Origin of the sequence: Streptomyces sp. NPDC060035, from assembly GCF_042736635.1 — a bacterium.
Lineage (GTDB): Bacteria > Actinomycetota > Actinomycetes > Streptomycetales > Streptomycetaceae > Streptomyces.
Map to the genome: position 1 here is coordinate 333826 of NZ_JBHWVO010000002.1, position 23992 is coordinate 357817.

17 protein-coding genes and 1 pseudogene are annotated in these 23992 nt (G+C 70.1%); 9 read left to right on the top strand and 9 right to left on the bottom strand.

From position 1 onward, the window contains the following. Positions 1 to 36: 36 nt before the first annotated feature. Entirely contained in the window at positions 37 to 3549 is a 3513-nt protein-coding gene (metH, locus tag ACFWBQ_RS04155) for a methionine synthase (protein ID WP_385483654.1), read from the bottom strand. A 239-nt stretch (positions 3550 to 3788) separates the two neighbouring features. Between metH and ACFWBQ_RS04160 the strand changes: the two genes are divergently transcribed. The 6 genes from ACFWBQ_RS04160 to ACFWBQ_RS04185 all read left to right on the top strand — a co-directional run bounded on the left by ACFWBQ_RS04160 (position 3789) and on the right by ACFWBQ_RS04185 (position 10990). After that, on the top strand, positions 3789 to 4553 hold the full coding sequence (locus tag ACFWBQ_RS04160) for an IclR family transcriptional regulator (protein ID WP_385483655.1): 765 nt from the start codon (positions 3789 to 3791) through the stop codon (positions 4551 to 4553). A 274-nt stretch (positions 4554 to 4827) separates the two neighbouring features. Continuing rightward, positions 4828 to 5619 carry an MIP/aquaporin family protein gene (locus tag ACFWBQ_RS04165; protein ID WP_385483657.1) on the top strand — a complete coding sequence of 264 codons (792 nt, stop codon included), beginning with the start codon at positions 4828 to 4830 and terminating at the stop codon, positions 5617 to 5619. Between the two features lie 39 nt (positions 5620 to 5658). Then, positions 5659 to 7194 carry a glycerol kinase GlpK gene (gene glpK, locus ACFWBQ_RS04170; protein ID WP_385483659.1) on the top strand — a complete coding sequence of 512 codons (1536 nt, stop codon included), beginning with the start codon at positions 5659 to 5661 and terminating at the stop codon, positions 7192 to 7194. 6 nt (positions 7195 to 7200) lie between these two features. Continuing rightward, positions 7201 to 8811, top strand: coding sequence for an FAD-dependent oxidoreductase (locus tag ACFWBQ_RS04175; RefSeq protein WP_385483661.1), 1611 nt, complete (start codon positions 7201 to 7203; stop codon positions 8809 to 8811). 116 nt (positions 8812 to 8927) lie between these two features. After that, entirely contained in the window at positions 8928 to 9935 is a 1008-nt protein-coding gene (locus ACFWBQ_RS04180; protein WP_385483662.1) for an LLM class flavin-dependent oxidoreductase, read from the top strand. After that, positions 9932 to 10990, top strand: coding sequence for an LLM class flavin-dependent oxidoreductase (locus ACFWBQ_RS04185; protein ID WP_385483664.1), 1059 nt, complete (start codon positions 9932 to 9934; stop codon positions 10988 to 10990). The genes ACFWBQ_RS04180 and ACFWBQ_RS04185 overlap by 4 nt, the downstream gene beginning before the upstream one ends. Before the next feature lie 44 nt (positions 10991 to 11034). On the opposite strand, the gene ACFWBQ_RS04190 is transcribed toward ACFWBQ_RS04185, so the two are convergent. From ACFWBQ_RS04190 to ACFWBQ_RS04210, 5 genes are all read right to left on the bottom strand, one after another. Further along, positions 11035 to 12192 (bottom strand): LLM class flavin-dependent oxidoreductase, encoded by a 1158-nt coding sequence (locus ACFWBQ_RS04190; RefSeq protein ID WP_385483666.1) that lies wholly within the window; start codon positions 12190 to 12192, stop codon positions 11035 to 11037. A 22-nt stretch (positions 12193 to 12214) separates the two neighbouring features. Then, positions 12215 to 13396: an SfnB family sulfur acquisition oxidoreductase gene (locus tag ACFWBQ_RS04195; protein ID WP_385483668.1), complete on the bottom strand. Its 1182-nt coding sequence runs from the start codon at positions 13394 to 13396 to the stop codon at positions 12215 to 12217. Further along, the gene (gene ssuE, locus ACFWBQ_RS04200; RefSeq protein WP_385483670.1) at positions 13389 to 13943 is read right to left on the bottom strand and encodes an NADPH-dependent FMN reductase; all 555 of its coding nucleotides are present in this window, start codon (positions 13941 to 13943) and stop codon (positions 13389 to 13391) included. Before ssuE ends, ACFWBQ_RS04195 begins: the two co-directional genes overlap by 8 nt. Before the next feature lie 41 nt (positions 13944 to 13984). Beyond that, the gene (gene sfnG, locus ACFWBQ_RS04205) at positions 13985 to 15109 is read right to left on the bottom strand and encodes a dimethylsulfone monooxygenase SfnG (protein WP_385483672.1); all 1125 of its coding nucleotides are present in this window, start codon (positions 15107 to 15109) and stop codon (positions 13985 to 13987) included. A 229-nt stretch (positions 15110 to 15338) separates the two neighbouring features. Beyond that, entirely contained in the window at positions 15339 to 15467 is a 129-nt protein-coding gene (locus tag ACFWBQ_RS04210; protein ID WP_385483673.1) for a putative leader peptide, read from the bottom strand. 75 nt (positions 15468 to 15542) lie between these two features. On the opposite strand from ACFWBQ_RS04210, the pseudogene ACFWBQ_RS04215 reads away from it, so the two are divergent. After that, a pseudogene (locus tag ACFWBQ_RS04215) lies at positions 15543 to 16437 on the top strand (LysR family transcriptional regulator). Between the two features lie 83 nt (positions 16438 to 16520). Further along, on the top strand, positions 16521 to 17192 hold the full coding sequence (locus ACFWBQ_RS04220; protein WP_385483675.1) for a FadR/GntR family transcriptional regulator: 672 nt from the start codon (positions 16521 to 16523) through the stop codon (positions 17190 to 17192). An 86-nt stretch (positions 17193 to 17278) separates the two neighbouring features. Here ACFWBQ_RS04220 and ACFWBQ_RS04225 read toward each other — a convergent pair whose 3' ends face one another. Together ACFWBQ_RS04225 and ACFWBQ_RS04230 are read right to left on the bottom strand one after the other, a co-directional pair. Further along, on the bottom strand, positions 17279 to 18058 hold the full coding sequence (locus ACFWBQ_RS04225) for an SDR family NAD(P)-dependent oxidoreductase (RefSeq protein WP_385483677.1): 780 nt from the start codon (positions 18056 to 18058) through the stop codon (positions 17279 to 17281). Further along, positions 18058 to 19377 (bottom strand): L-fuconate dehydratase, encoded by a 1320-nt coding sequence (locus ACFWBQ_RS04230; RefSeq protein WP_385483679.1) that lies wholly within the window; start codon positions 19375 to 19377, stop codon positions 18058 to 18060. Before ACFWBQ_RS04230 ends, ACFWBQ_RS04225 begins: the two co-directional genes overlap by 1 nt. A gap of 232 nt (positions 19378 to 19609) precedes the next feature. Between ACFWBQ_RS04230 and ACFWBQ_RS04235 the strand changes: the two genes are divergently transcribed. Further along, positions 19610 to 20716, top strand: a complete 1107-nt coding sequence (locus tag ACFWBQ_RS04235; protein WP_385483680.1) for a PAC2 family protein — start codon at positions 19610 to 19612, stop codon at positions 20714 to 20716. A 108-nt stretch (positions 20717 to 20824) separates the two neighbouring features. Here the strand turns inward: ACFWBQ_RS04235 and ACFWBQ_RS04240 are convergent, their stop codons facing one another. Next, entirely contained in the window at positions 20825 to 23866 is a 3042-nt protein-coding gene (locus ACFWBQ_RS04240; RefSeq protein WP_385483682.1) for an NPCBM/NEW2 domain-containing protein, read from the bottom strand. Positions 23867 to 23992 lie beyond the last annotated feature (126 nt).

Here is a 23992-nt window from a genome sequence, read left to right on the forward strand (position 1 = left end):
CATGGAGCGGCGCCCTACCGCGCGTTGAACACCTGACTACCGAGCGTTGAAGTACTTGGCCTCGGGGTGGTGGATGACGATCGCATCGGTGGACTGCTCCGGGTGCAGCTGGAACTCCTCGGAGAGCTTCACCCCGATGCGCTCGGGCTCCAGGAGTGCTGCGATCTTGGCCCGGTCCTCCAGGTCCGGGCAGGCCCCGTAGCCGAGGGAGAAGCGCGCTCCGCGGTACTTCAGCGCGAACATGTCCTCGACGTCGGACGGGTCCTCCCTGGCGAAGCCCAGCTCGCTGCGCACGCGCGCGTGCCAGTACTCGGCGAGCGCCTCGGCCAGCTGCACGGACAGGCCGTGCAGCTCCAGGTAGTCGCGGTAGGAGTTCGCCTCGAAGAGCTCGGCGGTGGCCCCGCCGATCTTCGAGCCGACCGTGACGACCTGGAGGCCGATCACGTCGGTCTCGCCCGACTCCTCGGGGCGGAAGAAGTCCGCGAGGCACAGGCGTCGGCCGCGGCGCTGGCGCGGGAAGGTGAAGCGGGTGCGCTCCGAGCCGTCCTCGTGCAGCAGGATCAGGTCGTCGCCCTTGGACACGCACGGGAAGTAGCCGTAGACGACGGCCGCCTCCAGCATGTTCTCGGTGTGGAGCTTGTCGAGCCAGCCGCGCAGGTGCGGGCGGCCCTCGGTCTCCACCAGCTCCTCGTACGTCGGCCCGTCGCCCGCACGGGCCTGCTTGAGGCCCCACTGGCCCTTGAAGAGGGCACCCTCGTCCAGCCAGGAGGCGTACTCCTTGAGCTGGATGCCCTTGACGACCCGGGTGCCCCAGAAGGGCGGCTCGGGGACCGGATTGGTGACGGAGACGTCGGAGCGCACGCCCTCCTCCGGCTCCTCGGCCTCCAGCACGGCGACATCACGCTTGGGCACCCTGCGCTGCTTCAGCTCGGGGAGGGTGGCACCCGGGACGCCGCGCTTGATACCGATGAGGGAGTCCATCAGGCGCAGGCCCTCGAACGCGTCCCGGGCGTAGCGGACCTCGCCCTCGTAGATCTCGTGGAGGTCCTGTTCGACGTAGGCGCGGGTAAGGGCGGCGCCGCCGAGGATGACCGGGTAGTCGGCGGCCATCTTGCGCTGGTTGAGCTCCTCCAGGTTCTCCTTCATGATCACGGTGGACTTCACCAGGAGACCGGACATGCCGATGACGTCGGCCTTGTGCTCCTCGGCGGCGTCCAGGATCGCGGAGACGGGCTGCTTGATGCCGAGGTTGACGACGTTGTAGCCGTTGTTGGACAGGATGATGTCGACGAGGTTCTTGCCGATGTCATGGACGTCGCCGCGGACGGTGGCGAGCACGATGGTGCCCTTGCCGTCGGCGTCGGACTTCTCCATGTGCGGCTCGAGGTGGGCCACCGCTGTCTTCATGACCTCGGCGGACTGCAGCACGAACGGCAGCTGCATCTGCCCGGACCCGAAGAGCTCACCGACGACCTTCATCCCCGCGAGCAGGGTGTCGTTGACGATTTCGAGTGCGGGCCGGGTCTGCAGGGCCTCATCGAGGTCCTTCTCCAGACCGTTCTTCTCACCGTCGATGATGCGGCGCTGCAGGCGCTCGTCGAGCGGCAGGGCCAGGAGCTCCTCGGCCTTGCCCGCCTTCATCGACTTCATGTTGACGCCGTCGAACAGCTCCATGAGCCTCTGCAGGGGGTCGTAGCCCTCGGCGCGCCGGTCGTAGACGAGGTCGAGGGCGACCTTGACCTGCTCCTCCTCCAGCCGTGCGATCGGCAGGATCTTGGAGGCGTGCACGATCGCGGAGTCCAGGCCGGCCTTGACGCACTCGTCGAGGAACACGGAGTTCAGGACGACCCGGGCGGCCGGGTTGAGGCCGAAGGAGATGTTGGACAGGCCCAGCGTGGTCTGGACGTCGGGGTGGCGCTTCTTCAGCTCCCGGATCGCTCCGATCGTGGCGATGCCGTCCTTGCGGGACTCCTCCTGGCCGGTACAGATCGTGAAGGTCAGGGTGTCGATGAGGATGTCGGACTCGTGGATGCCCCAGTTGCCCGTCAGGTCCTCGATGAGGCGCTCGGCGATGGCGACCTTGTGCTCGACGGTGCGGGCCTGGCCCTCCTCGTCGATGGTCAGCGCGATCAGCGCGGCGCCGTGCTCGGAGGCCAGCGCGCTGACCTTGGCGAAGCGGGACTCGGGCCCGTCGCCGTCCTCGTAGTTGACGGAGTTGAGCACCGCTCGTCCGCCGAGCTTCTCCAGACCGGCGCGCAGGACGGGCAGCTCCGTGGAGTCCAGGACGATGGGCAGCGTCGAGGCCGTGGCGAAGCGTCCCGCCAGCTCCTCCATGTCGGCCACGCCGTCGCGGCCGACGTAGTCGACGCAGAGGTCGAGCATGTGCGCGCCCTCGCGGATCTGGTCGCGGGCCATCTCCACGCAGTCGTCCCAGCGTGCCTCGAGCATGGCCTCGCGGAACTTCTTCGATCCGTTGGCGTTCGTACGCTCACCGATCGCCAGGTAGGAGGTGTCCTGGCGGAACGGGACGGTCTGGTAGAGCGAGGCGGCGCCCGGCTCGGGGCGTGGCTCGCGGACGGTGGGCGCCATACCGCGCACGCGCTCCACGACCTGCCGCAGATGCTCCGGCGTCGTACCGCAGCAGCCGCCGATCAGGGACAGGCCGTACTCCCGCACGAACGTCTCCTGGGCGTCGGCGAGCTCGCCCGGGGACAGCGGGTAGTGCGCGCCGTTCCTGCCGAGCACCGGCAGGCCCGCGTTCGGCATGCAGGAGAGCGGGATACGGGAGTGCCGGGCGAGGTAGCGCAGGTGCTCGCTCATCTCGGCGGGGCCGGTCGCGCAGTTCAGGCCGATCATGTCGATGCCGAGCGGCTCCAGCGCGGTCAGCGCCGCTCCGATCTCCGAGCCCAGCAGCATCGTGCCGGTCGTCTCGACCGTGACGGAACAGATGACCGGCAGGTCGGCGCCGGTGGCTTCGAGGGCCCGCCGGGCGCCGATGACGGAGGCCTTGGTCTGCAGCAGGTCCTGGGTGGTCTCGATCAGGAGCGCGTCGGCTCCGCCGGCGATCATGCCTTCGGCGTTCTGCTGGTAGGCGTCGCGGAGCTTGCCGTACGGGGCGTGGCCGAGGGTCGGCAGTTTGGTACCCGGTCCCATCGAGCCGAGCACCCAGCGCTGCTGCCCGGTGGACGCGGTGAACTCGTCGGCGACCTCGCGGGCGATACGCGCTCCCGACTCGGACAGCTCGAAGACCCGCTCGGGGATGTCGTACTCACCCAGAGCCGCCAGGTTTGCGCCGAACGTGTTCGTCTCGACACAGTCCACGCCGACCGCGAAGTACTCCTCGTGCACCGAGCGGACGATGTCGGGCCGGGTCACGTTGAGGATCTCGTTGCAGCCCTCGAGGTCCTGGAAGTCCTCGAGCGTGGGGTCCTGGGCCTGCAGCATCGTGCCCATGGCACCGTCCGCCACCACCACACGGGTGGCGAGCGCCTCACGGAGGGCTGCGGCTCGGGTCCGGCTGTCAGCGGCGGGGGTCGGCAACGAGGCCATGGGTGTTCTCCCTGGGATGCGACGGCTGTCGGCTTTGCGCCCTTCTGCTAAGGGGGCACGCCGCCAGCCTAGCCGGGCGGGCCCCGGCCCGGTCATTGCGTCCCACGGGGCGGACTGCATGCTGTGCGGGGAACGGGACCGGTCGCGCGCAGGCGCAGAATCTTCGACCGACCGGACAGAGGTCGACATCGACCGATAGTGTTCAGCATTGTCGAACCGAGGTGGAGGAGTACGGCGCGATGGCCAAGAACATCCAGTCGCTCGAGCGGGCGGCAGCGATGCTGCGTCTGCTGGCGGGCGGCGAGCGTCGGCTCGGACTGTCCGACATCTCCTCCTCGCTGGGGCTGGCCAAGGGCACCGCACACGGCATTCTGCGCACCCTGCAGCACGAGGGCTTCGTCGAGCAGGACGCCGCCTCCGGCCGCTATCAGCTCGGCGCCGAGCTGCTGCGCCTGGGCAACAGCTATCTGGACGTGCACGAGCTGCGGGCCCGCGCCCTGGTCTGGACCGACGACCTGGCCCGTTCCAGCGGGGAGAGCGTCCACCTGGGCGTACTGCACCAGCACGGCGTCCTGATCGTCCACCACGTCTTCCGGCCCGACGACAGCCGCCAGGTGCTGGAGGTCGGCGCCATGCAGCCGCTGCACTCCACCGCCCTGGGCAAGGTGCTCTCCGCCTACGACCCCGTGGCGCACAGCGAGGTCGCAGAGGTGGAACGGCGGCCCTTCACGCCGCGCACGGTCACCGGCGAGCAGGAGTTCGAGTCGCTGCTCGACCTGATCCGGGCGCAGGGCTGGGCCTCCGACGTGGAGGAGACCTGGGAGGGGGTGGCCGCAGTGGCCGCCCCCATCCACGACCGGCGGCGGATGCCCGTCGGCGCCGTGGCCGTGACGGGTGCCGTGGAGCGGGTCAGCCCCGGAGGCGACCTGCGTCCCGAGCTCGTCGCCGCGGTACGGGACTGCGCCCGCGCCGTCTCCCGGGATCTGGGCGCCGGGCGTTTCTGAGCCCCCGCCGCGCCGTCGGTAACGATCGAGTCCCGCACCGGGTCCCGAGCCACAGAACTCTTGACGCGTCGTTCATTGGGGAGAAACATTGCCGTTCACCGGTCGGCATTGCCGAACACCTAACGGCAATACACGTTAGGGTGTGACAGTGCCGAGGGCCGGTCAAGCCCTTACAGGTGACGTGCCCTTACTTACGGGTACCCATCTGGGGCGCGATCCACCGGAGTAAACCGGTGTTTCGCCTTCCCCTGGACGAAGGACAAAGGAGTCGCGGGTGTCCAGCTCCGACATCTTCATCGGCGAGACCATCGGTACCGCCATACTCATCCTGCTCGGCGGCGGTGTCTGTGCCGCCGTCACGCTCAAGCGCTCGAAGGCGCAGAACGCCGGCTGGCTGGCCATCACCTTCGGGTGGGGCTTCGCCGTACTGACCGGCGCCTATCTCTCGGCCGGCGTGTCCGGTGCCCACCTCAATCCGGCCGTCACGATCGGCCTCGCGATTCAGGGCGGCACCCCGTGGAGCGAGGTACCCCTGTACCTCGCTTCCCAGCTGCTCGGCGCGATGATCGGCGCGGTGCTGGTCTGGGCCGTGTACTACGGGCAGTTCCACGCGCACCTCAACGACCCGGAGATCATGAAGGGACAGCCCGCCGAGGAGGGCATGGTCGACCAGTCGGCCGCTCCGAAGGCAGGGCCCGTCCTCGGAATCTTCTCCACGGGTCCGGAGATCCGCAACGCCGTACAGAACGTGGTCACAGAGGTCATCGCCACCGCCGTACTGGTCCTGGCAATTCTCACCCAGGGCCTCAACGACGAGGGCAAGGGCCTCGGGACGCTCGGCGTCCTGATCACCTCTCTGGTGGTCGTCGGAATCGGTCTCTCACTCGGTGGCCCGACCGGCTACGCGATCAACCCGGTCCGCGACCTCGGTCCGCGCATCGTGCACGCGCTGCTGCCACTGCCGAACAAGGGCGGTTCGGACTGGGGCTACGCATGGGTACCGGTCATAGGACCCCTCGTCGGCGCCGCCCTCGCAGGCGGTCTCTACAACCTCGCCTTCGCCTGAGCCGTAACCCTCGACACCACAGACCTCCGGGAGCACACCGTGACCGACGCACACACCACCGGGCCGTTCATCGCGGCCATCGACCAGGGCACCACGTCCAGTCGCTGCATCGTCTTCGACAAGGACGGCCGGATCGTCTCCGTCGACCAGAAGGAACACGAGCAGATCTTCCCGAAGCCGGGCTGGGTCGAACACAACGCGACAGAGATCTGGGAGAACGTCCAGGAGGTCGTCGCCGGGGCGGTCGTCAAGGCGGGCATCACCTCCGCCGACGTCAAGGCGATCGGCATCACCAACCAGCGCGAGACCACCCTGCTCTGGGACAAGAACACCGGTGAACCCGTCCACAACGCCCTCGTCTGGCAGGACACCCGCACCGACGCGCTCTGCAAGGAGCTCGGCCGCAACGTCGGCCAGGACCGCTTCCGCCGCGAGACGGGGCTGCCGCTCGCGTCGTACTTCGCCGGACCGAAGGTCCGCTGGCTGCTCGACAACGTCGAGGGGCTGCGCGAGCGCGCCGAGCGGGGCGACATCCTCTTCGGCACCATGGACTCCTGGGTCATCTGGAACCTGACCGGCGGCACCGACGGCGGCGTACACGTCACCGATGTCACCAATGCCTCGCGCACCCTCCTGATGAACCTGCACACCATGCAGTGGGACGACAAGATCGTCCAGTCGATGGACATCCCGACCGCCGTGCTGCCGGAGATCCGGTCCTCCGCCGAGGTCTACGGCACCGCCAAGGGCGGCGTCCTCGACGGGATCCCGGTGGCCTCCGCGCTCGGCGACCAGCAGGCCGCGCTGTTCGGCCAGACGTGTTTCGCCCAGGGCGAGGCAAAGTCCACGTACGGCACCGGCACCTTCATGCTGATGAACACCGGCCACACCCCGGTGAACTCGTACAACGGACTGCTGACGACCGTCGGTTACCAGATCGGCGACCAGAAGCCGGTCTACGCCCTTGAGGGGTCCATCGCCGTCACCGGTTCGCTGGTGCAGTGGATGCGCGACCAGATGGGCCTGATCAAGTCCGCGGCCGAGATCGAGACGCTCGCGTCCTCGGTCGAGGACAACGGCGGCGCGTACTTCGTGCCCGCGTTCTCCGGTCTGTTCGCCCCGTACTGGCGTCCCGACGCCCGCGGTGTCATCGCCGGTCTCACCCGGTACGTCACCAAGGCGCACATCGCCCGTGCCGTGCTCGAGGCCACTGCCTGGCAGACCCGCGAGATCAGCGACGCCATGACCAAGGACTCCGGCGTCGAGCTGACCGCTCTCAAGGTCGACGGCGGCATGACCTCCAACAACCTGCTGATGCAGACGCTCTCCGACTTCCTGGACGCGCCCGTGGTGCGCCCCATGGTCGCCGAGACCACCTGCCTCGGCGCCGCCTATGCCGCCGGCCTCGCCGTCGGCTTCTGGCCGGACACCGACGCGCTGCGCGCCAACTGGCGCCGGGCCGCCGAGTGGACACCCCGTATGGACGCGGACACCCGCGACCGTGAGTACAAGAGCTGGCTCAAGGCCGTGGAGCGTTCCATGGGCTGGCTCGACGACGACACCGCCGAGGAGTAGATCGATATGACCACCCTGCAGAGCGTCCCCGCCCTCGGGACGCATCCGGCCTCCGGCTCACTTCCGAGCCGCGCCGAAACCCGGGAGCAGCTTTCCAAGGCGACGTACGACCTCCTGGTGATCGGCGGCGGCATCCTGGGCATCTCCACCGCCTGGCACGCCGCGCAGTCCGGACTGCGGGTGGCCCTGGTGGACGCCGGCGACTTCGCCGGCGCCACCTCCTCGGCCTCCTCCAAGCTGCTCCACGGCGGTCTGCGCTACCTGCAGACCGGCGCGGTGAAGCTGGTCGCGGAGAACCACTTCGAGCGGCGCGCGGTGTCCCGTCAGGTCGCCCCGCACCTGGCCAATCCGCTCACCTTCTACCTGCCGGTCTACAAGGGCGGGCCGCACGGTGCGGCCAAGCTCGGTGCGGGTGTCTTCGCCTACTCGGCGCTGTCCGGGTTCGGTGACGGCGTCGGCCATGTGATCAGCCCGGCGCGGGCACAGCGCGATGTGCCCGAACTGCGTACGGACAACCTCAAGGCCGTCGCTGTCTACGGCGACGACCAGATGAACGACGCCCGGATGGCACTGATGACGGTCCGTGCGGCCGTCGAAGCCGGCGCCGTCGTGCTCAACCACGCCGCGGTCACCGGGCTGCGCTTCACCCGGGGCCGGGTAACCGGGGCCGAGCTGGAGGACCGTCAGGACGGTACGGAGTTCGGCGTGAACGCCCGCCTCGTGCTGAACGCCACCGGCCCGTGGGTCGATCACCTGCGGAAGATGGAGAACCCGGACGCGGCTCCTTCCATACGCCTGTCCAAGGGTGCGCACCTGGTCCTCAAGCGCACCCGCCCCTGGAAGGCGGCACTGGCCACCCCGATCGACAAGTACCGGATCACGTTCGCGCTGCCGTGGGAGGACATGCTGCTGCTCGGTACGACCGACGAGGAGTACGAGGGCGATCCGGCCGATGTCGCCGTCACCGAGAAGGACACCGCGCAGATCCTGGACGAGGCGGCATTCTCCGTCCGGGACCAGCAGCTGTCACGCGATCTGATCACGTACTCCTTCGCGGGGCTGCGCGTGCTGCCCGGTGGTCCCGGCAGCACGTCCAAGGCGAAGCGGGAGACGGTCGTGACGGAGGGCCGTGGCGGCATGCTGTCGGTCGCGGGCGGCAAGTGGACGACGTTCCGCCACATCGGCCGTACGGTGATGAACAAGCTCGCCGCCCTCCCCGGGCACCCCCTCACCGAGGACATGGAGCCGATGGCACGGCTGCCGCGGAAGCTGCCGCTGCCCGGTATCGCGAACCCGAACGCGGTCGCGCACCGGCTGCTGGTCGACGGCGGCACGCCGGGGCCGCGGATGTCGGCCGACACGGCGCGGCACCTCGCCACCCACTACGGCTCGCTCTCCTTCGACATCGCGCGGCTGGCGAACGAGAACCCGGCGCTCGCGGCCCGCATCCACCCGGACGCACCGGAGATCTGGGCGCAGGTGGCGTACGCGCGTGACCGCGAGTGGGCCGAGACGGCGGACGATGTGCTGCGCCGCCGGACGACGCTGACGATCCGGGGGCTGGCGACGGACGAGATCCGGGCCGAGGTCGAGGACGTGCTGGCCGACAGGCACTGACGGTCGGTAGGGAACACAGGGGCGGCTCCGGGGGGAGCCGCCCCTGTTGTGCGTGCCCGTGGGACGTGCCACACAGCCGCCATACGGGTGCAACGTGACGCGGGGACAGTGGACGGATGACCGCACACGAGGGGTTCCATCTGTCGGCGGCTCTGAATGGTGCGGGGTCCCATCCTGCCGCGCCCGCAAGGCCGTTCACGCCCGAGGCGTATGCCTCCCTGGCACGCGCCGCCGAGGCGGGGCTGCTGGACTTCATCACCGTGGAGGACGGTCCCGGGCGGCTCGACTCCGCTCTGCTGCTCGCGCTGGCGGCTACCGTCACCGATCGGATCGGGCTCGTCCCGCTGGGGCCGACGACGGGTGACCCCGAGGCGTGGGCGACGCGGATCGCGACGCTCGACCACCTGAGCGCGGGACGGGCGGGGGTACGGCCGCGCGCGGCGACGAGCACCCTCGAGCAGGCGCGGCTGGTGGCGCTGTTCGGGACCCCCGAGGGGGACCGGCAGGTGGCCGAACTGTTCGCGCGTGCCGACGAGTTCCTGGGCGCCGCGACCGGGGCGTGGGGCACCGCCGTACGTCCCGTGCAGGGCAGGCCGCCGCTGGCCGTGCTCGCACACGCCACGGTCCCCTACCGGCTGGCAGCCGCCCATGCCGATGTCGTGTTCGTGACGCCGCGGGACACCGCCGGTCTCGTCGCCATCCGCAAGGAGGTCGAAACCCTGCGGGAGGAAGCAGGTCGACCTGTGGGAGCGCTGCGTGTCTTCGCCGATCTCAATGTAGTGCTGGACGTCGGCCAGGAGGCGGCCGAGGCGCGCGGGGCCCGGCTCGACGAGGCCGCGGGCGCGCCTTTCGTCTCGGACGCGGCGGTCTTCACCGGCACTCCGGAGAGTCTGGCCGACCTCCTCGAGGAGTGGTTCCGCGAAGGGGGCGCCGACGGATTCCGGCTGAGGCCCGCCGTACTCCCCGACGATCTCGACGCGATCGCCGAAGACCTGGTGCCCGTCCTGCAACGGCGCGGGCTCTTCCGCACCCGGTACACCGCCCGGACCCTGCGCGGCCACCTCGGTCTGGCCGGGGTCCGACGCCCCGTCTCTCCACCCGCAACGGAAGGAACCTCCTCTTGAAGTTCTCCGTACTGTCCCTCATCGGGCACGCCCCGCACCCGCTGACGGGCGAACTCCCCTCGGCCGCCGACCGGTTCCACGAGGTGATCGGGACCGCGGTGGCGGCGGAGCGCCTCGGCTTCGACGCGTACGCCGTCGGGGAGCGGCACGCCGGGCCGTTCCTCTCCTCCAGCCCCGGCGTGGTGCTGGGCGCGCTGGCCGCCCGTACGAGCACCATCAGGCTGCTGACCGGGGTCACCGTCGTGGCGATCCTCGATCCGGTGCGGGTGGCGGAGGACTTCGCGACGCTGGACCAGATATCGCGCGGCCGGATCGAGCTCGTCGTGGGCAAGGGCGCGGAGGCCGGTCACTTCGATCTGTTCGGGCTCGACGAGGAGCGGCAGTGGGATCTGCAGAAGGAGAAGTACGAGCTGTTGCGGCGGCTGTGGGGCGAGGAAGGGGTGGACTGGGAGGGCGAGTTCCGTCCGCCCCTGAAGAACGTGAGGACCGTGCCGCGTCCGTACGCCGGGCTGCCGCGCATCTGGCACGGCTCGGCGACCAGCCTCAACTCCCCCGAACTCGCGGCGAAGCACGGCGATCCGCTCTTCACGGCCAATGCGATCCAGCCCCGTGAGGCTTACGCCCGGCTGATCACCCACTACCGGGAGCGTTTCGAGGCGTACGGACACGACCCGGCCGATGCGCGGGTGGCGGCGGGGTCGGGCGGGCTGCTGATCGCGGACAGCTCGCAGCGGGCCGTCGAACGCTACAAGGGGCTCTACGAGGCCAGGGTCGCCCAGTCGTTCAAACCGCACCTCGAAGGCAAGGCCGGCTACAACACCCCGTTCCGCACGATCGAGGACGCGATCGCGAACGGACCGCAGCTCATCGGCTCCCCCCAGCAGATCATCGACAAGATCCTCGGCTACCACGCGGTGTACCGGCACGACCTGCAGTCGATCACCGTGGACGGTTTCGGCCTGCCGCACGGCGAACAGCTGGAGACCCTGCAGCGGTTCGCCGAGGAGGTCGCCCCGGTCCTGCGACGCGAGGCGCCCTCCACACTCTGGGAGTGACCCGGGCCCGGACGAAGGCCCGGGCCCTCACGAAGGCCCGGGGTTCAGGCCCCGGCCGGGGCCTCGGCGAAGGGGACCTGGGCGGGACCGGGGTCGGCCGGGCCGTCCGGGTGGGCCCACAGGCCCCGGGCCGCGAGCCGGGGCAGGACGCCTTCGCCGAACCAGTACGCCTCCTCCAGGTGCGGGTAGCCGGACAGGATGAACTCGTCGATGCCGAGCCGGTGGTACTCCTCGATGCGCTCGGCGATCTCCTCGTGGCTGCCGACGAGCGCGGTGCCCGCGCCGCCGCGGACCAGCCCGATGCCGGCCCACAGGTTGGGGTGGATCTCCAGGCCGTCGCGACCGCCGCCGTGCAGGGCGAGCATCCGCTTCTGCCCGTCGGACTCGCTTCGGGCCAGGCCCTCCTGGACGCTTCGCACGGTGGCGGGGTCGAAGCCCGCGAGGAGGCGGTCCGCTTCGGCCCAGGCCCGTTCGGACGTGTCGCGTGCGATGACGTGGAGCCGGATACCGAAGCGCAGGGTGCGGCCCTCGCGCTCGGCGAGCCCCCGTATCCAGGCGATCTTCTCGGCGACCTGGGCGGGCGGTTCGCCCCAGGTGAGGTAGACGTCCGCGTGGCGGGCCGCGACCACGCCGGCGGCCGGTGAGGAGCCGCCGAAGTACACCTCCGGCACCGGATCGGGAACCCGGGTGAGCCGGGCGTCCTCGACGGTGAGGTGTTCGCCCTTCAGGTTCACGGTCCTGCCGTCCCACAGGTCCCGGACGATCTCCAGGAACTCGCCGGTACGGGCGTAGCGCGCGTCCTTGTCGAGGAAGTCCCCGTACGCGCGCTGCTCGTGGCTCTCCCCGCCCGTCACCACATTGAGCAGCAGCCGTCCCCCGGTCTGGCGCTGATAGGTGGAGGCCATCTGCGCGGCGAGGGTGGGCGAGACGAAGCCCGGCCTGAAGGCGACCAGGAACTTCAGGCGTTCGGTGTGCTGACTCACCATGGCCGTGGTCAGCCAGGCGTCCTCGCACCAGGCTCCGGTAGGGGTCAGCACCCCTTCGAAGCCGAGATCCTCGGCGGCGCGGGCGATCTGGGCGAGGTAGCGGACGGTGGGCGGACGGTCGCCGCCCGCCGCGGTGACGGGGGTGCCGTGGCCGCCCCCTACGACATGGCGGCTGTCGCCGTTGGTGGGCAGGAACCAATGGAAGGTGAGAGTCACCGGTGATCTCCGTTCGGGGGTGTCACAGCAGGCCGTGGCGGGGCGGTCGGGTGCCGCTCAGGGCGTGGCGGCCGAGGTGCTGGATCTTCCAGCGGGCCGGGTCGTGGAGGGTGTGGGTGCGGGCGTCGCGCCAGTGCCGGTGCAGATTGAGCGAGTCGAGGGCCGAGCGGGTGCCGGCCACCTCGAAGAGGGCTCCCGCGACCTCGACGGCGGCGCTCGCGGCGTACGCCTTGGCTGCGGCGACGGCGAGGGACGCCTCGGCTGCCGTCTCGTCGGTCAGGGTGGCCTGTGCGGTGTCCACAGCACGGGCAGCGGTGTCCAGGAGCGCGTCGGCGGCCCGTACCCGAAGGTCGAGCTCGCCGAACCGCTGGATGATCAGCGGGTCCTCGGCCGCGGTGTCGTATCCGCTCTCGAACCAGGGACGGCTCTTCGTCGTCACGAAGTCCGCCGCCTCGGCCAGCGCCCCGGACGCGATCCCTGCATCGATCGCGGCGTGCAACAACTGAGCTGCTGCGCCGTGCAGTTGGGGGCCCTCGAAGGTCAGATGGTGCGCGAACACCCGGTCGGCGGGCACCTGCACGCCCTCCAGGCGTACGGTGCCGCTCGCGGTGGTGCGCTGGCCCATGCCGTCCCAGTCGTCGATGACGGTGACGCCGGGTGCGCCGGCCGGGACGCAGGCGACGTACAGCTTGTCCTCGGCGCCGCGGGCCAGCACGGGGATCCAGTCGGCGAAGAGTGCACCGGTCGCGTAGTTCTTCACGCCGGTCAGCAGGTACGAGCCGTCGGGAGCGGGTTCCAGCCGGGTACGGATGTCCTGGACGTGCCTGGTCCCCGCCTCGGACTGGGCGTTGCCGAGACGCTTGCCGGCCAGCAGCTCGGCGTAGAAGAAGGCCTGCTGCTCGTCGGTGCCCTGCCTGCGGATCACGTTGACGTACGCGAAGTGGCTCTGCGGGATCTGGGCGAGGCTCGCGTCGGCCGAGGCGAGCAGCCGGAAGACGTGGGCGAGGGTGAGGGCGCTGACGTCCGCGCCGCCGTGGTCCGCGGGGACGGTCAGGGCCAGCAGGCCGGACGCCGAGAGCTTCTCCAGTTCGGCGCGGGGCAGCAGACGTTCGGCGTCGCGCCGCGAGGCTCCCGCGCGAAATTCCGCGGCCAGTTCGGCAGCCTTCTTCAGGGCCTGGGCGTCGTCGCGGATGATCTCAGCCATGGACGGCCACCGGCGAGGTGCGCTCCAGCGCGGCCGAGAAACCGTCGACGATCCGGTCCAGTGCCTCGGCATCCGCCGCGTCGACGGTGAGTGTTCCGTCGGCGGACACCGTGATGTGCCGGTCCAGGACGAACCAGCCCTGGGTGATGTGGGCCGCGCCCATCGAACTGAGCACCGGGCGCAGCGCGTAGTCGATGGCCAGGACGTGGGCGGTGCTGCCTCCGGTGGCCAGGGGCAGGACGGTCTTCCCGGCCAGGGCGTACTGCGGCAGCAGGTCGAGCAGGGACTTCAGCAGCCCCGAGTACGCGGCCTTGTAGATGGGCGTGCCGATGACGACGCCGTCGGCCCGCGCGAACAGTTCCAGGGCGCCCACCACGGCCGGATGACCGAAGTCGGCGCGGAGCAAGGCGGCTGCGGGCAGCGTGCGGACGTCGAGCGGTATGACCGTATGGCCCTGGTCGGAGAGCTGGGCATCGAGGTGGCGCAGCAGCCGGGCGGTGCGGGAGGTGGCGGAGGGGCTTCCCGAGACGGACAGGACGGTGGCCATGGGCTCTCTTCTCGTGGTGCGGTACGGCTACGGGCGGGGGTTCAGGAACGGGCGGGTGCGGAAACGGGCTGCTGCGCGGCCTCGAGCTCGCGGACGATCGGCAGCACCTTCTTGCCGAAGTACTCGACCTCTTCGAGGTAGTGCAGGAAGCCGAGGAGGAAGAGGTCGACGCCGAGCCGCTTGTACGCGACGATCCGCTCGGCGATCTGCTCCGGGGTGCCGATCAGGCCCGTACGGAACCCGTCGTTGTACTGGACGAGGTCCTCGAAGGAGGAGTCCTGCCACATGCCCTTGCCGTCGGCGGTGGACCGACCGGCCTGTTCGACGGCGGCGCCGAAGCCCTCGACGGCGTCGGAGTCGGCCTTGGCGACGATCTCGCGGAGTGTCTCGCGGGCCTCGGTCTCGGTGTCACGGGCGATGAGGAAGGCGTTGAGTCCGAACTTCGGCGCGGTGCGGCCCGCAGCGGCTGCGGACAGGGCCACGTCCTTGATCTGTTCGGTGACGCCGTCGAAGTCCTTGCCGTTGCTGAAGTACCAGTCGGAGACCCGGCCCGCCATGGCACGGGCGGCGCTGGAGTTACCGCCCTGAAAGATCTCCGGGTGGGGGCGTTCGGCGGTGTTCAGCGGCTTGGGCTTCAGGGAGAAGTCCCGGATCCGGTAGAAGTCCCCCGCCAGCTCGGCATGGTCCTCGGTCCAGACGGCGCGCAGGGCCCGGATGAACTCCTCGGACCGGCGGTAGCGTTCGTCGTGCTCGAGCCAGGGCTCGCCCAGCGCGGTGAACTCGTCCTTGAACCAGCCGCTGACGACGTTGACCGCGAACCGCCCCTTGGACAGGTGGTCGGCGGTCGCACCGAGCTTGGCGAGCACGCCGGGGTGCCACAGGCCGGGGTGGACGGCGGCGATGACCTTGAGCCGCTCGGTGGCCAGCAGCAGGGCGAGGCTGAAGGAGGTCGACTCGTGCTGGTTCTCGGCGCCGTAACTGGCCATGTAGCGGACCTGGCTGAGCGCGTAGTCGAATCCGTTGCTCTCCGCGAGGACGGCGAGCTCGCGGTTGTAGTCGTAGCCCCAGTCGGTGCGCTGCTCGATCCGGCTGGTGACCAGGCCGCCGCTGACATTGGGCACCCAGTAGGCGAAGCGCACGGGGTCGGCGGGCTGCGCAGTGGACATGAGAACTCCCGGAGGCGGGGAAGCGGGCGGAGGTGACGAGCGCGGCCGCTGCTCGGCACCGGGCGGCGCAGGACGGCGCGGGCCGGCACGAGGCAGCAGGGCAGCGGGGGACCGCGGAACGGGCGGGCGATGACGGTTGGATGCCCGCTACCGGCCGAAGAGAGGCCCGGCCGGGGCCAGGCGCGTCCTGCTCAGGACGGCGCGTGACCAGGTGCGAAGGAGGGGTACCTCAGACTTCGCGACAACAGAAGGCACTGGCAACACGTGCGAGGTCGATGTGACGTCGCTGCGTGAAATTCCGTCGGTCCTTCATGCCTGTCAGACTAGTCATCCACCGCGCCGGCGGTCGAGTAGGCATTCACGAGGCATTGATAGGGTTTCCCTTCAACCGGATGCGTACGTGAACCTGTCCCGGTCCCGGGGGTGCGTGGTCATGCGCGTGGAACAGCTCGAGTACATCGAGGCGGTGACACGGCTGGGCTCGCTGCGCCGGGCCGCCGAGGAACTCCACCTCTCCCAGCCCGCACTGAGCGAGACCGTACGCAACCTCGAGCGTGAGCTCGGGGTGGATCTCCTGGACCGCAGACGCTCCGGGGCGAAGATCAGCGACGAGGGGCGCGAACTGCTGCCGCACATCATCGGTGTGATCGAGGCGGTCGACCGGCTGCGGCAGGCGGCCGACCACCAGCACCGCACCAGCCGGATGATCCGCCTCGGGACGGTCAACGCGGCGACGGTCCCGCTCCTCGTGCCGGCGGTACGCGAGTTCCGCGAGACCCATCCCATGACGCAGGTGGAGGTCGTCGGGGCGCAGCAGACCGAGATCCATCGCTCCATCCTGGAGGGCAGCTTCGACCTGGGGCTCGTCAACTACCTCGAGGGCGACGACCTGCCGCCCGACTTCCTGACGACGGAACTGCTGCGCGGGCGGGCCGTGGTCTGCATGCGCCCCGACAGCCCCCTGGCGGCGCGGCGGACGGTCCGGGTGAGCGATCTGCTCGCCGAGCCACTGATCGTGATGCGGTCCGGCTATGTCATGCACCGGTTCATGCACCGGTTGCTCGCCGGCCGCGCCCCCGCATTCTCGTACTCCACGGACGGCGCGGAGATGGGCAAGCTGATGGTGGCGGAGGGGCTCGGAGCGACCGTGCTGCCCGACTACAGCGTCCTGGGCGACCCGTTGGAGCGCAGCGGCACGATCATCTGCCGGCCGCTCGAGGACGACGGCGCCGCCGTCCTCCTGGTGCTCCAGCGCCGCCTGTCGGGCTCTGCTTCGCGCGGCACGGGACCTCCACCGGCTCCTCGTGGAGCGCGCGCGAAGCCTTTAGGTTCCTCGGGTAGCCATGTCACCGGCCGAGGGCCACATAATGAGGACATACATCGGATGTCTTGTGCGCGAGGAGGCCCCGCAATGGCCGTCACCGACGAAGCGATCGAGAAGATCAAGGGAATGATCGTCTCGGGCGCCCTGCGGCCCGGCGACCGGCTCCCCAAGGAGAGCGAACTCGCGGCCGAGCTGGGGCTCTCACGCAACTCACTGCGCGAGGCGGTGCGCGCGCTGTCCCTGATCCGGATCCTCGACGTGCGTCAGGGCGACGGCACCTATGTCACCAGCCTCGATCCGCAGCTCCTGCTGGAGGCCCTGAGCTTCGTGGTGGACTTCCACCGCGACGACACCGTGCTGGAATTCCTCGCGGTCCGCAGGATTCTGGAGCCGGCGGCCACGGCGATGGCGGCTCTGCTGATCGAGGATTCCCAACTGGACGCGCTGGGCAGCCAGCTGGACGCACTGGGCGACGAGCCCTCGGTGGAGGAGCTGGTCGCCGGCGATCTGGAGTTCCACCGCGGGATCGTCCAGGCCTCCGGGAACTCCGTCCTCTGCTCGTTGCTGGACGGACTCTCCGGGCCGACCACCCGGGCCAGGGTCTGGCGCGGGCTGACCCAGGAGGACGCGGTCAGCCGCACCCTGCACGAGCACCGGGCGATTCTCGCGGCGCTGCGGGACCGGGACGCCGAGGCGGCCCGTTCCTGGGCGACGGTGCATGTGGCGAGCGTGGAGCAGTGGCTGCGCTCGACGCTGTGACGGGCAGCGGGCCGGTGGCTGCGCTCGACGGTGTGACGGGCAGCGGGCCGGCGGACGGCGTTCGGGCGTCCACCGGCCACTGCGGGTCAGCCGGCGGCGGGCCGCAGGCGCAGGCCCTGCATCCCGCCGTCGACGGCGAGAGCCGTGCCGGTGACGGACGCGGCTGCCGGGCTCGCCAGATAGACGACGGCAGCGGCGACCTCCTCGGCGGACACCAGACGTCCCAGCGGCTGGCGGGCGTCGAGGGCGGCTCGCTCCGCGGCCGGGTCCTCGGCCTGTCCGAGCAGCCGGCCGATCCACGGGGTGTCCGCGGTGCCGGGGTTGACGCAGTTGACGCGTATCCCTTCGCGTACGTGGTCGGCGGCCATGGCAAGGGTCAGCGACAGGACGGCGCCCTTGCTCGCGCTGTAGAGCGCGCGCTGCGGAATGCCCGCGGTGGCGGCGATGGAGCAGGTCTGGGTGATCGACACGGAGCCCGGGCGCATGCCCGCGGCCCGGCGCAGATGAGGCAGGGCGTGGCGGGCGGCGCGGACCATGCCGAGAACGTTGATGTCCAGGACGCGGGCCCACTCCTCGTCGTTGTTGTCCTCGACGGTCCCGATGGAACCGATTCCGGCGTTGGACACCAGGGTGTGCAAGCCACCCAGTTCACCGGTTGCCCTGTCGACGGCGTCGCGCACAGCGGCGTCGTCGCTCACGTCGGCCTCGAAGGCGAGCACCCCGTCGGGGGCGCCCTTCGTCTCCCGGTCGAGCACGGCGACGCGCGCCCCGCGGGCGAGCAGCAGGGTCGCCACGGCTGCCCCGATGCCCGAGGCGCCGCCCGTCACGAGAGCGGACATGCCGTCGAAGTCCTGTGTGCCGGTCATCAGTCGGTCTCCTCGGGGGTACGACGGGCCTGCCAGACAGGGCCCTGCGGGTAGCGGTGGTCTGCGATCGAGGTGGGAAGCATCCGGGCGGAGAAGCCCGGTGCGCGGGGGGTGACGTAACGTCCGGCCTCGATGACGGCGGGGTCGGCGAAGTGTTCGTGGAGATGGTCGACGTACTCGATGACCCGGTCCTCCCAGGTACCGGAGACCGCCACGTAGTCGAACATCGAGAGATGCTGGACCAGTTCGCACAGCCCGACTCCGCCGGCGTGGGGGCAGACCGGGATGCCGAACTTGGCGGCGAGCAGCAGGATCGCGACGTTCTCGTTGACGCCCGCGACCCGGGCGGCGTCGATCTGGACGAAGTCGACCGCCCCGGCCTGGAGCAGCTGCTTGAACACGACCCGGTTGGCGACGTGTTCGCCGGTGGCGACCTTGACCGGCTGCCCGGCGCGCACCGCGGCATGGCCGAGTATGTCGTCGGGACCGGTCGGTTCCTCGATCCAGTACGGGTCGTACGGCGCGAGCGCGCGCATCCACTCCACGGCGTCGGACACGTCCCAGCGCTGGTTGGCGTCGACGGCGATGCGGATGCCGGGGCCGACGGCGGCGCGGGCGAGCGAGAGTCTGCGGATGTCGTCGTCGAGGTCGGCGCCGACCTTCAGCTTGATCTGGGCGAAGCCGTCGGCGACGGCCTCCTTGGCCAGCCGTACGAGCTTGTCGTCCTCGTATCCCAGCCAGCCGGGCGAGGTCGTGTAGGCGGGATAGCCCTCGGCGAGCAGCTGCTCCGTGCGCTCGGCGCGGCCCGGTTCGGCGGACCGCAGGATGGCGAGGGCCTCCTGGGGGGTGAGCGCGTCGGTGAGGTACCGGAAGTCGACCAGGGAGACGATCTCCTCCGGGGTCATCCCCGCGAGGAACTGCCAGACCGGCTGTCCCGCCTGCTTCGCCGCCAGGTCCCAGGCGGCGTTGACCACCGCGCCGGCCGCCATGTGCATCACGCCCTTCTCGGGTCCCAGCCAGCGCAGCTGGGAGTCGTGCGTGAGTTCCCGGTGCAGGGCGGCGAGATCGGCGGCGGTACGCGGCGCGGGGCGTCCCGACACGTAGGGGCGCAGCGACTCGATCGCTGCGGCCATGACATCGTTGCCGCGGCCGATGGTGAAGCAGAAGCCGTGTCCTTCGATACCGGGATCGTCCGTACGCAGGACGACGTAGGCGGCGGAGTAGTCGGGATCGGGGTTCATGGCGTCCGAGCCGTCCAGCTGTTCCGAGGTGGGAAACCGGATGTCGTGAACCTCGAAATCCGTGACGGTCTGACTCATGTGCGCCCCCAGGGGAATAACATCGGATCTCTGCTCGGTCATCCGATGTATAGCGCTGCACACAGTGCACAGTCCAGGGCCGAGACGAAATTCGACCAGTTTCCGCCAGTACAGCTCGGATGAATCCAGGAGCCTGCACGGTTCGCCCGCCCGCGCAAACGGGCTGCAGCAGGAGGGGGCGGAAGCCGTAAGGTTGGTTCGTACGCAAGGAAAACTTCGGAAGGAGGCCTGGGTGATCGAGCTCGAGGGGGTACCCGAGCTGATCGACCCGGTCATGGTGGCCGCGTTCGAAGGCTGGAACGACGCCGGTGACGCCGCCTCCACAGCGGTCGGACATCTGGACCGGGAATGGAAGGGCGAGGTGTTCGCGGCGCTCGACGCCGAGGACTACTACGACTTCCAGGTCAACCGGCCCACGGTGTGGCTGGACGGTGGGGTACGCAAGATCACCTGGCCCACCACGCGGCTCTCCGTGGTCCGTATCGGCGGGGAGAAACCCCGTGATCTGGTGCTGGTCCGCGGCATCGAACCCTCGATGCGCTGGCGCTCGTTCTGCAACGAGATCCTGGGTTTCGCCCATGAGCTGGGTGTCGAGATGGTCGTCATCCTGGGGGCGCTGCTCGGTGACACCCCGCACACCCGGCCGGTGCCGGTCAGCGGGGTCACCTCGGACCCGGATCTCGCCAGGACGATGGATCTGGAGGAGACCAGGTACGAGGGCCCGACGGGCATCGTCGGCATCCTCCAGGAGGCATGTACGCACGCCGGAGTGCCTGCGGTGAGCCTGTGGGCGGCGGTGCCGCACTATGTGTCGCAGCCGCCGAACCCGAAGGCGACACTCGCGCTGCTGAACCGCCTGGAGGACCTGCTCGGGCTGCGGATCCCGCTGGGCGAACTGCCCGAGGACGCCCGCGCGTGGCAGCTCGGCGTCGATCAACTGGCCGCGGAGGACAGCGAGGTGGCCGAGTACGTGCAGACGCTGGAGGAGGCGCGGGACACCGCGGAGCTGCCCGAGGCGTCCGGCGAGGCCATCGCCCGGGAGTTCGAGCGGTATCTCAGGCGCCGTGACGTCGGAGGGCCGGGCCAGGGGCCTGGCGGCCATGCCACGGAGAGCGGCGACGTGTCGTATCTGCGGGACACCTCGAGCGGTCGCACGAGGCCGCCCAAGCCGCAGCGCCCGGAGGGCGGGCGGGAAAGCGATCCCGGGGCCGTACGTCCGCCGTCGCCCGGCGAGGGAGACAGCGGAGCGGCCGGCACCGGGAAGGCGTCCGAGGACTCCCCCGACGCCCCGGACACGTCCGGGGACGACAGGGACAACGGGGACACTGCGAAGGACTGACCGGCCGGGAGCCGGCGAGCAGCCGAGCACATGGGGCGCCGGGCGGAAACGAATCCAGCCCGGCGCCGCTGTGTTCGTACGGGACCGGTATCCGGTCCCGGCGTCCTGTCAGGCGCAGCTGAACCTCGCAGCCGCCCAGTCGCCGTGGTCACCGGTCTTGGAACCGTTGGTGTCCGTGACCTTCAGATGCACATGCCGCGCACCGTCGAGGCTCACGTCGACGGGCACCGTGGCCGAGGCGCCGGTCAGCTTCGGAGAGGTCCACAGCACCTTGCCGTCGGCCTCCACGGAGAACGCCACCTCGCCGTAGCCGTTGATCTCGTCGTCGATGCCCACGTCCGCGGTGAACGCGGTGCACCGGCCCCCGAGATAGACCTCGATGTCGGAGTCGGCGTGGGTGCCGATCCCCTTCTCGTACGTCTTCCCCGCCAGGGTCAGCGTGTGCCCGTCGGCCGCCCCGGACTCACCGTTGGAGCGGTCGCGCTCCGCGGGCCCGTAGCCGTTGGCCGACCTGAGCCAGACCAGGTCGCTCGCCCAGGCCTCCCCGGCCGGGGGCGGTGGCATCACTCCGACGGCGAGGCGCTGCACGGCCGTTCGGGCCTCGCCCGCCGACCGGTAGCGGGCGAGCGCCGTGATCCGCGCCTCGCCCGCCGTGGCGTCCCGCGCCGGGGTGACCGCCACCTCGACCCGCCGGGTGGTGCCCGCCGGTATCCGCACCCCGGACGCGGCCGGGGTGACCTGCCAGCCGTCCGGGACGTCGAGGGTGACGGTGGTGTCCGTCAGGTCCGCGGAGCCCGCGGTGACGTCGACGGACACGGTGCCCGCCACCCCTGCGCCCACCTCCTGTGCGTCCGGTGCGGAGACGACGGCCGTCGCGCCGGGCTTCCTCCCGCCGACGGCGCTGGCGTCCTTCAGTGTGAGCGTGAACGCCTGATCCGTGCTCAGCGGCAGGGTCTTGATCCTCACCACGCCGCCGCGGTCGTCCTGGTCGTACCACCAGCCCTGCTTCGCGGCCTCGAAGTCCGCCGCCGAACGCACCTGCGGCAGCTTGCCCGCGAGCTTCACCGCGGTGGGTGCGGACCCGGTGTGCACGGTGAACTCGTAGGGGCGGTTGCTCTGTTTGCCCGCGAAGCTCCCCCTGCTCTCCCCGATGCGTACGGTGACATCGCCCGCGCCGCTCTTCGGGGCATCCACGACGGCCCGCTGCGTGGCGTACCTGCCCTCGCGGTGCTGCCGGGTCACACCGTCGTCCTCGTACAGCGTGAACGACGAAGTCCCCTGCGGATACACGTCCCAGGCCAGCGGTGAGTCCGCCGTACGGTCCTTGTACGAGCGGATGCCGGGCCACATCGGCACGGCGGCACCCGCCTTCACGAAGAGCGGGAGGGTGTCGAGCGGGGCGCTGTAGTGGTCGACGGTGGTCGGCCCCTGGTACGTCCTGCCGCTCCAGTAGTCGGTCCAGGTGCCCTTCGGCAGGTAGATGGCACTACGCTCGGTGGCGTCCTGGTAGACGGGGGCGACCAGAAAGTGCTCACCGGACATGAATTCGTACTTCGCCGCGTCCGACGCCGCCTTCGGGTCGTCCGGGTACTCCAGGACGAGCGGGCGGACCATGCCTACGCCGGTCTTCGTCGCCTCGTTGGCGTACGAGTACTGGTAGGGCAGCAGCGACTCCTTCAGCTTCAGGTAGTCGCGGTTGACGGAGGTGTACGGCTCGCCGTACCGAAAGGGCTGCTTGTCGTTCGCGGCCCAGCCGTCCATGGTCATCGTCGTACCCAGGAACATCTTCCACTGGAGGTCCCGGGTGTACGTCTTGGCACTGCCGCCGAAGATGCCGTCGACGTCACCCGTCGTGTACGCGAGTCCGGACATCGTGGCGCCCGCGTAGGTCGGGATCTGCCAGCGGATGTACTCCCAGCTGCCCGACTGGTCGCCGGACCACTGGACTCCGCAGCGCTGGGCGCCCGACCAGCTCTCCGGCGCCCAGGTGAAGCCGCGGGCATCGCTGTTGTCCTCTATGCCCTTGTACGCGTCCTTGCAGCCGTCCAGGGCGAACTTGTAGCCCTCGCCGATCCAGGCGACATCGAGCTTGGCGACCCGCTGGCCCGCCTTCACCTGGTCGGCGAGCTTGTCGATGCCGTCCTCGGTCCACAGACCGAGCTCCATCTGCCGGTCCTGGAGGCCCTTGGCGGTCTCGGCGAGGTCCTCGTAGCCACAGCCGTAACCGTCGTTGACGAGCATCCAGCCGTTCGGCATGTCGTTCTCGACGTAGCCGTCGGCGACCTTCAGCGCGTCCAGGGTGCGCCGCTCGCCGCGGTTGGCGTTGTGCAGGTAGCAGTCGGCGTCGCCGATCTCCATGCCGTACACGGGCGGCAGGAAGGGCTTGCCGGTGAGCTTCGTGTACTGGCCGATGACGTTCTTGGCGTCACCGGCGAAGTAGTAGGCGTCGAAGCGCTGTTCCCGCGCGCTCGTCGTCACCGGGTCGGTGAAGGCGTAGGTGTTGGGCGCGTAGGTGTTGCGGTAGACGCCGTATCCGGCGGAAGAGAGGTAGAACGGGACCGAGTTGGGGTGGCCGCCGTCGTCCCAGTTGTAGTCGACGCCGACCTCGACGGTCTTGCCGCGGTGCGAGGTGTTGCCGCGGCCGTTCTGCATCCCGGCACCGTAGAACTGCTCGTCGGCACTGCGGGCGAGAGTCTGGGTGGTCTTCTCCCCGTCCCAGCTCAGCCCCCTGGCCTCGGACCAGACCTGGCTGCCGTCGGCCCGGTACAGCGCGAACCGCAGGGGCGACTTGTAGGCCCGCAGGGTGACACCACCCCCGCTAGCGGAGAGCTCGTAGCGGTCGCCGCGGTCCTTCCAGCTGGTTCGTGGCGGAGCGCCCTGGGGCAGGACGATGTCGTCACCGGTCGGGTCGGCGAACGTGCCGTCCGGGGCGAGTTCGATACGGAAGGTCTCGGCGGAGACGAAGCTGACGCGGGCCTCGGCCTTGCCGGCAGTCAGGTGGTAGACGGGTCCTTCGGCGGAGAACCCGGTGACGTCGCCGACGGTCGTGCCCACTGGTTCGGACGGCTCGGCCTGGGCGCTGCCCGGCCCCGCGAGTACCGCGAGCAGGCCGGCAACTGCCGCCGCTCTGATGCGCGTTGATGTTTGCATAGAGAGCTTTTAGCGCAACTTCGAGCAATTAACCATGGACAAAAGGGAACCGGCCCCGAACTTCGTGAAGAAGTCCGAGGCCGGTCCTTGGGGATCGGGTCACGCGGTGCGGCCTCACCGCCCGGC

Coding starts and splice junctions, on each gene's coding strand:
- metH (WP_385483654.1), bottom strand. CDS start 3,549: ATGGCCTCGTTGCCGACCCCCGCCGCTGACAGCCGGACCCGAGCCGCA.
- ACFWBQ_RS04160 (WP_385483655.1), top strand. CDS start 3,789: ATGGCCAAGAACATCCAGTCGCTCGAGCGGGCGGCAGCGATGCTGCGT.
- ACFWBQ_RS04175 (WP_385483661.1), top strand. CDS start 7,201: ATGACCACCCTGCAGAGCGTCCCCGCCCTCGGGACGCATCCGGCCTCC.
- ACFWBQ_RS04180 (WP_385483662.1), top strand. CDS start 8,928: ATGACCGCACACGAGGGGTTCCATCTGTCGGCGGCTCTGAATGGTGCG.
- ACFWBQ_RS04195 (WP_385483668.1), bottom strand. CDS start 13,396: ATGGCTGAGATCATCCGCGACGACGCCCAGGCCCTGAAGAAGGCTGCC.
- ssuE (WP_385483670.1), bottom strand. CDS start 13,943: ATGGCCACCGTCCTGTCCGTCTCGGGAAGCCCCTCCGCCACCTCCCGC.
- sfnG (WP_385483672.1), bottom strand. CDS start 15,109: ATGTCCACTGCGCAGCCCGCCGACCCCGTGCGCTTCGCCTACTGGGTG.
- ACFWBQ_RS04210 (WP_385483673.1), bottom strand. CDS start 15,467: ATGCCTACTCGACCGCCGGCGCGGTGGATGACTAGTCTGACAGGCATG.
- ACFWBQ_RS04220 (WP_385483675.1), top strand. CDS start 16,521: ATGGCCGTCACCGACGAAGCGATCGAGAAGATCAAGGGAATGATCGTC.
- ACFWBQ_RS04225 (WP_385483677.1), bottom strand. CDS start 18,058: ATGACCGGCACACAGGACTTCGACGGCATGTCCGCTCTCGTGACGGGC.
- ACFWBQ_RS04230 (WP_385483679.1), bottom strand. CDS start 19,377: ATGAGTCAGACCGTCACGGATTTCGAGGTTCACGACATCCGGTTTCCC.
- ACFWBQ_RS04240 (WP_385483682.1), bottom strand. CDS start 23,866: ATGCAAACATCAACGCGCATCAGAGCGGCGGCAGTTGCCGGCCTGCTC.